Origin of the sequence: Nonomuraea fuscirosea (assembly GCF_035917475.1) — a bacterium.
GTDB classification, from domain to species: Bacteria; Actinomycetota; Actinomycetes; order Streptosporangiales; family Streptosporangiaceae; genus Nonomuraea; species Nonomuraea fuscirosea.
This window is the reverse complement of the sequence record NZ_CP109074.1, coordinates 1,741,733-1,754,613: the sequence shown is the minus strand read 5'-3', so window position 1 is coordinate 1,754,613 and position 12,881 is coordinate 1,741,733. Positions and strand designations below refer to the sequence as shown.

Below are 12,881 nucleotides of genomic sequence, written 5' to 3'. Positions count from 1 at the left end.
CCCCCACGCTCAGCGCTTCGGGCCTGTGGCGAGGGAGTGCCGTCGCTTGGGAGGAGCGGAGGGAGCGCAGCGACCGGAGCGGGGGGAAAGCGACGGCATCTGGCGACCGAGCCCGCCTTCACGGAGTGAAGGCCATCAAACGCGAGGGAGTGCCGGCGCTTGGGAGGAGCGGAGGGAGCGCAGCGACCGGAGCGGGGGGAAAGCGACGGCATCTGGCGACCGAGCCCGCCTTCACGGAGTGAAGGCCATCAAACACAGTGACCGGAATGTGATGGTCCCGGTCAAACCGGCGCGGTGCAACGCTCGTCATTAGGGCATGAGACGAATCCGGTACGGCATCGCGTTATCGGCGGCCTGCGCGGCCCTGGCCTTGAGCGGGTGCGGGGGCGGGGGCGGCGAGTCCAGCTCGGCCGGCGCGCCTTCCAGGGAGTTCGTCCGGTCCCAGGCCGCTCCCCAGGACGCCGGCGCCCAGGACGGCGGCGTCCAGGAGGATGCGGGACGGCGGCAGGAGGGGCAGGCAGGCGCGGCCGGCGACGTCAAGGTGACCCGGCAGGACCGGCAGGTCATCTACACGGGGAACATGACCGTACGGGCCAAGCAGGTGAGCACGGCCGTCCAGCAGGCCAAGCAGATCGTCACCGCCGCCGGCGGCTACCTGTCGCAGGAGCAGACGAGCTCGGCCAGCGAGACCGAGGACTCCGCCACGCTGGAGTTCAAGGTCCCGCCGGCGAAGTACGCCGAGGTCGTGGGCCGGTTCGGCAAGGAGCTGGGCAAGCAGCTGTCGATGCACCAGGGCACCGAGGACGTCACGCTGAAGGTGGCCGACGTCGAGAGCCGGCTGAAGTCGGCGAGCGAGTCCCTGGAGTCGCTGCGCACGCTGCTGAAGAAGGCGGACACGATCGGCCAGGTGCTGCAGGTCGAGCGGGAGATCGCCACGCGCGAGGCCGACCTGGAGTCGTTGCAGGCGCAGCAGAAGGAGCTGGCCGCGCAGGTCTCGATGGCCACGCTCAGCCTGCAGCTGGTGGGCCCGGTGGCCGAGGTGGTGGATCCGGCGGAGGAGCCGGCCGGGTTCCTCGGCGGGCTGAAGTCCGGGTGGGACGCGCTGGTGTCGTTCACGAAGGTCGCGCTGACCGTGATCGGGGCGCTGCTGCCGTGGCTGCTCTTCTCGTCGCCGCTGATCGCGCTGCTGGTCTGGCGCATACGGCGTGACCGCGCCCGGCGCCCAGCTCCCCCGGCCGGCCCGGCGTCATCCTCCTACGCGGGCCGCCCGACGGGCCCCGCTCCGGCAGGCCCCGCTCCAGGAGGGTCAGCTCCCACAGCGTCCACTCCTACCGGGCCCGCTCCCGCGAACCCGGGCCCTGGCGAAACCGGATCGGGCAAGGAAGCCGTCGAGGCCTGACCGGCCTGGGGGACGCTCAGCCGGTGGGGGTGTACTCGTGGACGAGGTCGGTGAGGCGCTTGAGCTGGTCGGGATCGGTCGAGGGCAGCACGCCGTGGCCCAGGTTGAACACGTGCCCCTCGGCCGCCTCGCCCCGCCGCAGCACCTCGCGCGCCTTGCGCTCGACCACCTCCCACGGCGCCAGCAGGATCGCCGGGTCCAGGTTGCCCTGCAGCGCCTTGCCCGGCCCCACCCGGCGGGCGGCCTCGTCGAGCGGCACCCGCCAGTCGACGCCCACGACGTCGGGCCCGGCCTCGCCGAGCACGCCGAGCAGCTCGCCCGTGCCCACGCCGAAGTGGATCCGCGGCACGCCGGTGACGCCCTCGAAGATGCGCCGGGTGTAGGGCAGGATGAACTCGCGGTAGTCGTCGGGCGCGACCGCCCCCACCCAGGAGTCGAAGAGCTGCACGGCCGAGGCTCCGGCGGCGACCTGGATGCGCAGGTGTTCGAGGACGATGCCGGTCAGCCGGTCCATGAGCGCGTGCCACAGCTCGGGGGCGCCGTACATCATGGCCTTGGTGCGGTCGTGGTTCTTGGAGGGGCCGCCCTCGATCAGATAGGAGCCGAGCGTGAACGGGGCGCCGGCGAAGCCGATGAGCGGGGTGGCGCCGAGCTCGCCGGTCAGCGCCTGGACGGCCTCGGTGACGTAGGGGACGTCGCCGGGCTCCAGCGGGCGCAGCGCGTCGATGCCCTTGGCGTCGCGGATCGGGTCGGCCACGACCGGGCCGACGCCCGGCTTGATGTCGAGGTCGATGCCGATGGCCTTGAGCGGCACCACGATGTCACTGAAGAAGACGGCCGCGTCGACGCCGAGGCGGCGGACCGGCTGCATGGTGATCTCGACGATGAGGTCGGGCGTCGCGCACGCGGTGAGCATCGGGACGCCCGCGCGGACCTTGTGGTATTCCGGCAGCGACCGCCCGGCCTGACGCATGTACCAGACAGGGGTGTGGGGGACGGGCCGGCGGTGGCAGGCACGCAGGAAGGCGGAGTCGGCGAGGTTCACCAGACAAGGGTGCCATGCGCGGTGGCCGGTCACGACACCAGCGCGAGGTGTCGGAAAAAGATGCATTGGACACCCCAAATCATGATCAGATAGTCAGATGAAGGTTTACCGGTCTGCTCGGCATCGGCAGCGCACACGGGTCGAACACACCCCATGCCCGCCCAGAGAGCCGGTCTCGACTGGGCCAAATGTTGCCCAAGCCACCGCGCGGCACCGATTCAGCGACCACTTTCGGGACACGCCGAGCGCGTTGCGGGGAATTGTCAGCGGCTCGTGCCAACGTCGGAGCCACGACCCGAAGAAAGGCCCCGGTTCGATGACTCATGCGATGACCGCGTTGTGGAGTTCCCCAGAGCGCCGCAGTGAACGCTGCCCCGCCTGCGCCGACGAGCGGCCTTTCGAGCAGCCGCCGTGCCTCGACGGTCACGAGCCCGGCGAGTGCCCCGAGTGGGCGTGCCTCGACTGCGGCCACGCGATCACGCTCGGCACCGTGGAGTCCACCCGCCCGGCACGCCAGCTGGTTACGGCAGCGGCTTGATCACGAAGGATGAGCACCCCCGTGGTCCCCTTCCGTCCGTCTTCGACCTACGCTTCGGCTATGACGCTCGGTGACCAGCCGCCGCCGCCCGCCGCGTTCTCGCGCGCCGCGGCGAGCCTGCGGCAGGCCGAGGTGCGGCCGGAGATCGAGCTGGAGGACCTGCCCGCGCCGCAGCGGCTGGCCCCCTACTCAGCGGCCATCGGCGCGTCGGTCTACCGCGACGACGACGAGCTCGCGGTCGGCCGGCTGATCCTGCTCTACGACCCCGACGGCCAGCGCGGATGGGAGGGGCCGTTCCGGCTGGTGGCCTACGTCAGGGCCGACATGGAGCCGGAGATCACCTCCGACCCGCTGCTCGGGCCGGTCGCGTGGAGCTGGCTGACCGAAGCTCTCGACGCGCATCAAGCCGACTACTCCGCCGCTGGCGGTACGGTGACAAGAGCCGTTTCCGAGGGGTTCGGCAACAAGGCCGAGGACCCGGTCACGACCGAGCTTGAGCTGCGGGCGTCGTGGTCACCCGCGCAGGAGGATCTGTCCGGCCACGTCGCCGCCTGGTGCGACCTCATGTGCGTGGCCGCGGGCATGCCGCCGCTCCCGCCCGACGTGGCCGCCCTGCCCCGCCGACGTGATGATCCGGAGAGTGACCGAACGAAGTGAGGGCACCAGTCAAGACAGCACCCGCGTCATGAGGTCGGTGAGCTCATGACAGAAGAACGCACAGTAGAGCCACTGCTGGAGCCGCGCGAGGGCATCCCCCCCGTCGTCGCCGACGCCGCCGGGCTGGACGAGGTCGTGGCGCGCTTCGCCGCGGGCACCGGCCCGGTCGCGGTCGACGCCGAGCGCGCCTCCGGCTACCGCTACGGCAACCGCGCCTACCTCGTGCAGCTGCGCCGTTCCGGCGCCGGCACCGCGCTCATCGACCCGATCGGCTGCCCCGACCTGTCGGCGCTCGATCAGGCGGTGGCGGAGGCCGAGATCGTGCTGCACGCCGCGTCGCAGGACCTGCCCTGCCTGATGGAGGTGGGGTTCAAACCGCGCGAGATGTTCGACACCGAGCTCGCGGGCCGGCTGCTCGGCTACGAGCGGGTCGGCCTCGGCACGATGGTCGAGACCGTGCTCGGGCTGCGGCTGGAGAAGGGCCACTCGGCGGCCGACTGGTCCACCAGGCCGCTGCCCGAAGACTGGCTGCGCTACGCGGCACTCGACGTGGAAGTGCTGGTCGAGCTGCGCGACGTGCTCCACGGGGAGCTGGCGGAGTCGGGCAAGCTGGAGTGGGCGCGCGAGGAGTTCGCCGCCGTGCTCGACACCCCGCCGCCGGTGCCCCGCTCAGACCCGTGGCGGCGCACGTCGGGCATCCACAAGGTACGCAACGTCCGGGCTCTGGCCATCGTGCGGGAGTTGTGGACCATGCGCGACCAGATCGCCCGCGAGGCCGACCTGGCGCCGGGCCGGGTGCTGCCGGACTCCGCGATCGTCGCCGCCGCGCTGGAGGGCCCGCGGACAAAGAAGGCATTGACCGAAATTTCAGCATTCACCGGGCGAAGTGCCCGCCGGCACATGAACGACTGGCTGGCCGCCGTGGCCAGAGCCAGAAACCTGCCCGACCACCAGCTCCCCCAGCCCAGCACGCCCGGCGACGGCCCGCCCCCGCCCAACCGCTGGGCCGACCGCGACCCGGCCGCCGCCAAGCGCCTGGCCGCGGCCCGCGCGGTGGTCTCGGCGCTGGCCGACGAGCACCACATGCCCACGGAGAACCTGCTGCAGCCCGACGCCGTCCGCAGGCTCACCTGGGAGCCGCCCGCCGACATCACCGACGAGAGCGTGACCGCCCGGCTGCGCGAGCTCGGCGCCCGCGAGTGGCAGCTCTCCCTCGCCGCCCACCCCATCGCCAAGGCCCTGGCCAGGCTGGAGGTACGCGGCGGATCCTAAGCTCGGCATCGGGTGCACTCACCCGCGGTCGAGGTCCACCTGAGGTTCGCGCCACTTGACGCCCTCGGTGGCCCGGCCGTACCGTTCGGGAAAGCGCTTTCCATGTGAAGGGAACCTCATGAGCGTGCGCACCATCGGGGTCGTGATGAACGGCGTCACCGGGCGGATGGGCTACCGCCAGCATCTGGTCCGTTCGGTCCTGGCCATCAACGAGCAGGGCGGCGTCACGCTCTCGGACGGTTCCAGGGTCAAGCTCAGGCCCGTACTGGTCGGCCGCAATGCCGACAAGCTTTCTGATATCGCTACAAAGCATGACATTGCGGATTTCACCACTGACCTCGACGCGGCCCTCGCCGCCGACGACAACCTGATCTACTTCGACGCCCAGGTCACCAGCGCCCGGGTGAAGTCCGTGCTGAAGGCCATCGAGGCGGGCAAGCACATCTACGCCGAGAAGCCGACGGCCGAGTCGACGCAGGAGGCGCTCGCGCTGGCCGAGGCCGCCGCGGCCAAGGGCGTCAAGAACGGCGTGGTGCAGGACAAGCTCTTCCTCCCCGGCCTGCTCAAGCTGAAGCGGCTGATCGACGGCGGCTTCTTCGGCCGGATCCTGTCGGTGCGCGGCGAGTTCGGCTACTGGGTGTTCGAGGGCGACTGGCAGGAGGCCCAGCGCCCGTCCTGGAACTACCGCGCGGAGGACGGCGGCGGCATCGTGCTCGACATGTTCCCGCACTGGCACTACGTGCTGGAGAACCTGTTCGGCCGGGTCAGGTCCGTCTACGCCCAGGCCGTGACGCACATCCCGGAGCGAGTGGACGAGCAGGGCGTCACCTACCAGGCGACCGCGGACGACGCCGCGTACGGGATCTTCGACCTCGAGGGCGGCATCGTCGCCCAGATCAACTCCTCCTGGGCGGTTCGCGTCAACCGCGACGAGCTGGTCGAGTTCCAGGTGGACGGGACGCACGGCAGCGCGGTGGCGGGCCTGCGCAACTGCCGCGCCCAGCACCGCTCGGCCACCCCGAAGCCCGTCTGGAACCCCGACCTGCCGGCCACGGCCCGCTTCCGGGACGGCTGGCAGGAGGTGCCGGACAACGCCGAGTTCGACAACGGTTTCAAGATCCAGTGGGAGGCGTTCATCCGCCACGTGCTGGAGGACGCGCCCTTCCCGAACGACTTCGCCTCGGGCGCCCGCGGGGTGCAGCTCGCCGAGCTGGGCCTGCGTTCGAACGCCGAGGGCCGCAGGATCGAGGTGCCGCAGCTGTGAGGATCGACCTGCCTGACGTCGGCGCGTACACGCTGAGAGAGCCGGTGAGCTGGCCGGTCGTCGCGACGCCTGCCTCCAGCCGCATCGTGTACGCCGCCGCCCACGTCGTGGCCGACCCGCTGGGCGACAACACGCCCGGCTCCCCCGCGGCCGTGGACTGGGAGGCGACGCTGCGCTTCCGCCGCCACCTGTGGTCGCACGGCCTGCGCGTCGCCGACGCCATGGACACCGCCCAGCGCAACATGGGCCTGGACTGGGCGGCCACCAAGGAGCTCATCAGGCGCAGCGCCGAGGAGGCCCGCGCGTACGGCGACCCGGCGGCGCTGGTGTCCTGCGGTGCGGGCACCGACCACGCGCCCGGCGCGGCCGACCTGAACACCATCACCGCCGCGTACGCCGAGCAGATCGAGACCGTGCAGTCGGCGGGCGCCGGCGTGATCGTCATGGCCTCCCGCCAGCTCGCACGGGCGGCCTCGGGCCCGGCCGACTACCACCAGGTGTACGGCAAGCTGTTCGGCCTGACCGATCGGCCGGTGATCCTGCACTGGCTGGGCGAGATGTTCGATCCGAACCTGGCCGGCTACTGGGGCTCGCGCGACGTGGCGGCGGCCACGGACGCGTTCCTCGAACTGATCCACGCCCACGCCGCGATGGTGGACGGCGTGAAGGTGTCGCTGCTGGACGAGGAGCAAGAGATCGGGCTGCGCGCCGCGCTGCCCGAGGGCGTCAAGCTGTACACGGGCGACGACTTCAACTACCCGTCACTGATCAGGTCGGGCTCGCACGCGCTGCTCGGCATCTTCGACGCCATCGCCCCGGCCGCGGCGGCGGCGCTGCGGGAGCTCGACTCGGCGCAGGCCGGTGACGAGGCGGAGCGGGAACGGGCGCTGGCCGCGTACGAGGAGATCCTCGCGCCGACGGTGCCGCTGTCGCGCAAGATCTTCGAGGCTCCCACGTACAACTACAAGACCGGCATCGTCTTCCTGGCCTGGCTGAACGGCCACCAGGACGCGTTCGCCATGGTGAACGGCGCCCAGTCGGCCCGCTCGCTGCGGCACCTGTCGGAGGTGTTCCGCCTGGCCGACCAGGCCGGGCTGCTGACCGACCAGGAGCTCGCCGTGCGCCGGATGAAGGCGCTGCTGGAGGTGAACGGCCTGTGAGCCTGTCGCTGAACCAGTGGACGACCAGGCGCTGGTCCTTGGCCGAGGCCGTGGACGGGTGCGTGCGGCACAGCCTTCCCGCGATCGGGCTGTGGCGGGAGAAGGTCGCCGAGCAGGGCCTTTCGGAGAGCGTCAAACTGCTCCGCTCGGCCGGGCTGCGGGTCTCGTCGCTGTGCCGTGGTGGCTTTCTCACCGGGGGCGGACTGCCCGGTGAGGAGGGAAAGAGGGCTTTCGCCCGGGCGCTGGAGGACAACCGGCGGGCCGTCGACGAGGCGGCGGAGCTCGGGGCGTCCTGTCTCGTGCTGGTGGTGGGCGGTCTGCCGGGAGTGCGACCGGGCGAGGCGCTGCCCGCGACCGGGTTCACCCGCGATCTGGCCGGGGCCAGGGAGCGGGTGGCCGAGGCGCTGGCGGAGCTGGCCCCCTACGCGGGTGAGCGCGGGGTCAGGCTGGCCCTGGAACCGCTGCATCCGATCTACTGCCCGGACCGCGCCGTGCTGTCCACGCTGGGTCAGGCGCTGGAGCTCAGCCTGCCTTTCCCCGAGGAGCAGGTCGGCGTGGTGGTGGACACCTTCCACGTGTGGTGGGACCCGAGGCTGTTCGAGGACATCGCCCGGGCCGGTCGCCGGATCGCCGGTTACCAGGTATGCGACTACCTGCATCCGCTGCCCGAGGACGTGCTGCTCGGCCGGGGCATGATGGGTGACGGCGTGATCGACTTCCGGCCGATCACGGAGGCGGTGCTGGCCGCCGGATACACCGGCGACGTCGAGGTGGAGATCTTCAACGCCGACATCTGGGCGGCCGACCCCGACGAGGTCGTGGCCACGATGAAGACCCGCTACACGGACGTCGTGCTCCCCTGACCCCCGTCACTCCGGTGCGGTACGCGAGCGGGACCGTCCCGGCGACGGGCGGGGCCGTCGCGGGCGCCCCAGGCCGGTCGCCAGGCCGGCCGTCAGGCCGGTCGCCAGGCCGGTCGCCAGGCCGGTCGCCAGGCCGGTCGCCAGGTCGTCGCCGGGATGGTCGCCAGGCCGGTCGCTAGGACGGGAGTGTGACCGTGCCGGCGGCGCCGTCGACGGTGATCTCCTGGCCCGAGGTGATGCGGTGGGTGGCGTCGGCCACGCCGACGACGGCCGGGATGCCGTACTCCCTGGCCACCACCGACCCGTGCGACATCGCGCCGCCCATCTCCATCACCAGGCCGCCCGCGGTCAGGAACAGCGGGGTCCAGCCGGGGTCCGTCGAGGGGCAGACCAGGATCTCGCCCGGCTCCAGGTGCGCGCCGATCGGGTCGAGCACGACCCTGGCCACGCCGGTGACCGTGCCCGCCGAGGCGGGCGTGCCGGTCAGCGCGCCGTCCGCGGCGGGCTGGGCCAGGCTCTCGGGTTCCGTGCCGTCGGACAGCAGCACCCGGGGCACGTGCCGGCGCCGCCGCTCCCGCTCGTACGTCTCCCGCCGCCGCGCCACCAGCTCCCGCAGGTCGGCGGACGAGCTCAGCGCGGCCCGCGTCTCGCGCAGGTCGAGGAAGAACACGTCGCCGGCCGCCTCCAGCACCCCGCGCGCCACCAGGTGCTCCCCGACCACGAGCAGGCTGCGCCGGATCGCCGCCAGGGTCTTGACCAGGTAGAACTTGGGCAGCTCGCGCAACCCGGCGTACCTGCGGGTGCGTCCGAGGCCGAAGCGCACGACGGCGGCGCGCCAGCGTCCCTTGAGCCGCGCCCGCGCCGCCACGTGGGCGATGGCCGCGCGCGCCTCCCGCTCGCCCCTGGCGAACTGCGCGGCGGGCGCGAGGTCGGGGTCGCCGTCCATGCGCAGGTAGTTGGCCAGCACGCCGAGGATGTGGGCGGGCTCCTCCGACCATCGCGGCACGCCCAGGTCGATCTCGGCGACGCCGCGGTGGCCGTACGTGGCGAGGAAGGCGGTGATCTCGCGCTGGGCGACCGGCGGCAGGCGTTCCTCCTGGTAGCGGCGGACCAGCTCGGCCACCGTCAGCTCCTTGAACGGCTCCGGCTCGACCCGCGTGGCCAGTCGCCACAGTTCGAGGTCCATCTCCGTGGTCGGGTTGTGCGGCACGCTGCGCAGGACGTCGCCCATCTCGTTGATCGGCACGCCGGACAGCTTGGACGCCAGCGCGAACAGGCCGTACCCGGTGATCGCGAGCGGCATGACCGAGATGATCAGCGGGAACGTGCGGACGAGCACGCGTTCGGTGTGGTCGAGGCGCTGTGCCGGGGTGGCGGAGGCGGGCACCCCCAGCCGCCGGTCGAGCTCCTCACCGAGCCGGACCGTCAGGGCCAGTGCCCGCCTGGGGCTGGTGAGCGCGGTCAGGACGCGGGACGGCAGGCGCACGTTCCTGATGAAACGGGCCAGACCGCGCAGGAAGGGGCGGCGGGAGGAGTCCGCCAGGGACAGGCGCGGGTCCTCGAACAGCCGCTCCATCACGGGCACCGCGCGGGCCTCCCCCAGCGTCAGCGCGCGGGGCAGGATGGCGCGGCCGTTGCGGGAGCGTACGGCGGTGGTGAGGTCGATCCACATGCGCTCCCCCGAGCTAGTCATGAAGGCGGCGCCGTCGAGGGGGTCGGCGGGCGCGTGCCCGGCCAGGCCCGCGCCACCCGCGCTGATCACCCGGAACGCGGCCTGCCCCATCGGGGTGAGCGGGCCCATGACGCCCTGGGCGACGTTGACGGAGAAGTAGACCCGCAGGCCCGGCCGGGGCCGCTCGGGCAGCGGGTAGAGCGTGGTGATGGGCCTGGCCTGGGTGAGCCAGAGCCGGCCGTCGTCGTCCAGGGCCCACTCGGTGTCCTGCGGCGAGCCGTAGTGCTTCTCGACGCGGTTGCCCAGCTCGGCGAGCCGGAGCACCTCGTCGTCGGTGAGGCAGAGCCCGTCGTACGCGGTCTCGACCCGCTCGGTGCCGCCGCCCGGCAGGGAGCGGATGGCCAGCCGCTTGTCCCCCGCGTGGCGTTCGAGGATCCGCCCGTCGAAGACGAGGAAGCGGTCGGGGTTGACGGCGCCGGAGACGACGGCCTCGCCGAGTCCAGGGCTGGCGTCGATCACGGCCTCGTGCCTCCGGCCCGTGACCGGGTTGGCGGTGAACATCACGCCCGCCACCCGCGCGTCCACCATCACCTGGACGACCACCGCGAGCCGGACGGCGGCGTGGTCGATGCCGTTGGACTCGCGGTAGGCCACCGCGCGGTCGGTCCACAGCGAGGCCCAGCAGCGGCGGACGGCGTCCACCACCGCCTCCTCTCCCACCACGTTGAGGAAGGTGTCCTGCTGGCCGGCGAAGCTGGCGAACGGCAGGTCCTCGGCGGTGGCGGAGGAGCGCACCGCCACGGGCACGTCGTCGCCGAGCGCGGCGTAGGCCTTGAGGATCTCCTCGCGCACGTCGTCCGGGACCGGCGCCTGGAGGAGGTGCCGCCTGGCCCGCGCGGCCAGGTCCTCGCCGCTGGTCTCGAGGTCCAGCGCGACCTGCCGGTACGCCTCCGTCGTCAGCACCCAGCCGGGCGGCACGGGCAGCCCCGCCCTGGTCAGCTCGCCGAGGTTGGCCGCCTTGCCGCCCACCTCGGCGAGCATGCCCGCGTGGATCTCGGAGAAGTCCAGAGCCGTCTTCATCGAATGCTCCCTGCCGGTTCTGCGTCGGTTGTGTCCAGTGTCGCCCAGCCCGGCAGAGAATTCAACACTTGATGAATCACACGTCCAAAGGCGAGCCGTCCAGATCCCATGCCGGGTCGAGGACCACGCCGAGTGCCGCGAGGACCGTCGGGGTCACGTCCACCAGCCGCGGCTGCCGCAGCGGGCTTCCGCCCAGGTCCTCGCCCAGCCGGTTGGCGATCACGAAGACCGTGCGCTCCTCGTCGGAGGTGCCGCCGTGGCCGCCCGCGTCCACGTGCCCGTGGTCGGTGGTGACCAGCACGGTCCAGCGCTCGTCCGGGTACGACGGCCGCGCCCGGATCGCGGCGAGCAGGCGGGCCAGGTAGGCGTCCTGGGCCTCCAGCGCGGCGGCGTACTCGGGGCAGTGGGGGCCGAGGTCGTGGGCCACCTCGTCGGTGTCGCCGAGGTAGACGAACATGGCGTCCGGGTCACCGGTGTTCAGCAGGCGTTCGGCGGCCTCGGTGACCTGTTTGTCGGCCAGGGCCCAGCCGATGGCGTACCCGTCGAGGGCCAGGCGATGATCGATGGCCGGGCCGAAGGCGCCGTGCTCGGCGAGGGCGGCCCAGGAGAAGAGGGCGGCGGTGGTGAGGGTGGGGCGGGCCAGCTTCCCCCGAGTCAAGAAGTCCGGATATTTCGTGAACTGGGGGCTTGCGAAGCCGTTGTCCACGACGCCGTGTTTGTCGGGCCAGACGCCGGTGGCGATGGACGACCAGCCGGGGCCCGAGTCGGTACGCGACCGGATCACCCGCCCGCCGTCACCCGGCTCGGGGGCCTTGGGCACGACCTCGCCGGGCGATTCGGTGCGCGGTGTGCCGGCCTCGCCGTAGGGGAGGAGGCTGGTGCCGTACGCACCGGTGGACATGAGTGCCTTCAGGGTGGGCGCGGGCAGCTCCATGAGCCGGTCGTAGCGGAGACCGTCCATGCCGACGACGAGCACCTTGCCAGAGAATGGGGACATAACCCCATCTAAGCGCCCATTCCCCTCAAAATAGATGCGCCCCGCACCGAACGGCGGCCTCCGACAGCGGTGCGCTGCGGAGAAGCGCGGAAGTCAGGGGCGATGCGACATACCCACTCGGCCTTCAGGAGGTGAAGCGACGTACCCATTCCGCGGCGCCCGGCAGGATCTCCTCGACCGGCGCGACCTGCGGATACCACGTCCGCTCCCACTCCAGCGACACCCAGCCGTCGAAGCCGGCCTCGCGCAGGAGGGCGCCCGCCTCGTCCAGCGGCACCGACCCGGTCCACAGGGGCACCGGCGTGGTGTCCCGCGCCGAGACGGCGTCCTTGATCTGCACGTACGACAGGTACGGCGCCAGCTCGGCCAGCGACCGGGCCGGCGGCTCGCCGTTCCGCCACGGGTGGAGCAGATCCCAGAGCGCTCCGGTGGTTCCGGGACAGTCCGCCGCGGCGAGCAACCCGGCCACGGCGGCGCCGGTCGCCATGCTGTCGTGCGTCTCGACGAGCACACGGCGGCCCAGGTCGCCGGCGGGTCCCGCGACCGCCTTGAGCCGCCGGGCGCCGACGGCCGGATCGTCGCCGCGCGGGAACACCCGCACACCGGGCGCGCCGAGGTCGGCGGCCAGCCTCAGATCGGCGAGGAGCGCCTCGATCACCGGCTCGTCCGGCCCTGGCTCACAGATGCCGACATATCCGGCCAGTGCGGAGATCTCCAGCCCCGCCGCCTCGACCCGTTCCCGTACCGAGGCCCGCTCCCCTGGGCCGAGCCCCGCGTGCACGCCGGTGTCGGGATGCAGCCGCAGCTCCAGCCCCTGACAGCCGTGCCCGGTCGCGATCTCGATCGCCCGGTCCAGCCCTTCGCCGGGCATCCCCAGCGTGCTGACCGCCAGCCTCACAACATCCTCCCCATCACGCCACCCGGCGACCGCAGG

At 72.2% G+C, this 12,881-nt stretch carries 10 protein-coding genes; 6 read left to right on the top strand and 4 right to left on the bottom strand.

Translation table 11 applies throughout. The features are described from left to right. Positions 1-316: 316 nt before the first annotated feature. Positions 317-1,399, top strand: coding sequence for a DUF4349 domain-containing protein (locus OIE67_RS07840; protein ID WP_326638090.1), 1,083 nt, complete (start codon positions 317-319; stop codon positions 1,397-1,399). 16 nt (positions 1,400-1,415) lie between these two features. On the opposite strand, the gene hemE is transcribed toward OIE67_RS07840, so the two are convergent. Then, positions 1,416-2,444: a uroporphyrinogen decarboxylase gene (gene hemE / locus OIE67_RS07835; RefSeq protein ID WP_326638088.1), complete on the bottom strand. Its 1,029-nt coding sequence runs from the start codon at positions 2,442-2,444 to the stop codon at positions 1,416-1,418. 598 nt (positions 2,445-3,042) lie between these two features. Between hemE and OIE67_RS07830 the strand changes: the two genes are divergently transcribed. The 5 genes from OIE67_RS07830 (at position 3,043) to OIE67_RS07810 (ending at position 8,198) form a co-directional block, all read left to right on the top strand. After that, on the top strand, positions 3,043-3,639 hold the full coding sequence (locus OIE67_RS07830) for a DUF3000 domain-containing protein (RefSeq protein WP_326638085.1): 597 nt from the start codon (positions 3,043-3,045) through the stop codon (positions 3,637-3,639). Between the two features lie 45 nt (positions 3,640-3,684). Then, positions 3,685-4,911, top strand: coding sequence for a ribonuclease D (locus OIE67_RS07825; RefSeq protein ID WP_106234174.1), 1,227 nt, complete (start codon positions 3,685-3,687; stop codon positions 4,909-4,911). A 118-nt stretch (positions 4,912-5,029) separates the two neighbouring features. Further along, positions 5,030-6,175: a Gfo/Idh/MocA family protein gene (locus OIE67_RS07820; protein WP_326638082.1), complete on the top strand. Its 1,146-nt coding sequence runs from the start codon at positions 5,030-5,032 to the stop codon at positions 6,173-6,175. After that, positions 6,172-7,335 carry a dihydrodipicolinate synthase family protein gene (locus tag OIE67_RS07815; protein ID WP_326638080.1) on the top strand — a complete coding sequence of 388 codons (1,164 nt, stop codon included), beginning with the start codon at positions 6,172-6,174 and terminating at the stop codon, positions 7,333-7,335. Before OIE67_RS07820 ends, OIE67_RS07815 begins: the two co-directional genes overlap by 4 nt. Beyond that, the gene (locus tag OIE67_RS07810) at positions 7,332-8,198 is read left to right on the top strand and encodes a sugar phosphate isomerase/epimerase family protein (RefSeq protein ID WP_326638078.1); all 867 of its coding nucleotides are present in this window, start codon (positions 7,332-7,334) and stop codon (positions 8,196-8,198) included. Before OIE67_RS07815 ends, OIE67_RS07810 begins: the two co-directional genes overlap by 4 nt. A gap of 175 nt (positions 8,199-8,373) precedes the next feature. Here OIE67_RS07810 and OIE67_RS07805 read toward each other — a convergent pair whose 3' ends face one another. The 3 genes from OIE67_RS07805 to OIE67_RS07795 form a co-directional block, all read right to left on the bottom strand. After that, complete coding sequence (locus OIE67_RS07805) at positions 8,374-10,950, bottom strand: PEP/pyruvate-binding domain-containing protein (protein WP_326638076.1); 2,577 nt, start codon at positions 10,948-10,950, stop codon at positions 8,374-8,376. A gap of 76 nt (positions 10,951-11,026) precedes the next feature. Continuing rightward, the gene (locus OIE67_RS07800) at positions 11,027-11,947 is read right to left on the bottom strand and encodes an alkaline phosphatase family protein (RefSeq protein ID WP_326638075.1); all 921 of its coding nucleotides are present in this window, start codon (positions 11,945-11,947) and stop codon (positions 11,027-11,029) included. A gap of 124 nt (positions 11,948-12,071) precedes the next feature. Continuing rightward, entirely contained in the window at positions 12,072-12,845 is a 774-nt protein-coding gene (locus tag OIE67_RS07795) for a sugar phosphate isomerase/epimerase family protein (RefSeq protein ID WP_326638073.1), read from the bottom strand. Between the last annotated feature and the right edge of the window lie 36 nt (positions 12,846-12,881).

Coding starts and splice junctions, on each gene's coding strand:
- OIE67_RS07840 (WP_326638090.1), top strand. CDS start 317: ATGAGACGAATCCGGTACGGCATCGCGTTATCGGCGGCCTGCGCGGCC.
- OIE67_RS07805 (WP_326638076.1), bottom strand. CDS start 10,950: ATGAAGACGGCTCTGGACTTCTCCGAGATCCACGCGGGCATGCTCGCC.
- OIE67_RS07825 (WP_106234174.1), top strand. CDS start 3,685: ATGACAGAAGAACGCACAGTAGAGCCACTGCTGGAGCCGCGCGAGGGC.
- OIE67_RS07820 (WP_326638082.1), top strand. CDS start 5,030: ATGAGCGTGCGCACCATCGGGGTCGTGATGAACGGCGTCACCGGGCGG.
- OIE67_RS07800 (WP_326638075.1), bottom strand. CDS start 11,947: ATGTCCCCATTCTCTGGCAAGGTGCTCGTCGTCGGCATGGACGGTCTC.
- OIE67_RS07830 (WP_326638085.1), top strand. CDS start 3,043: ATGACGCTCGGTGACCAGCCGCCGCCGCCCGCCGCGTTCTCGCGCGCC.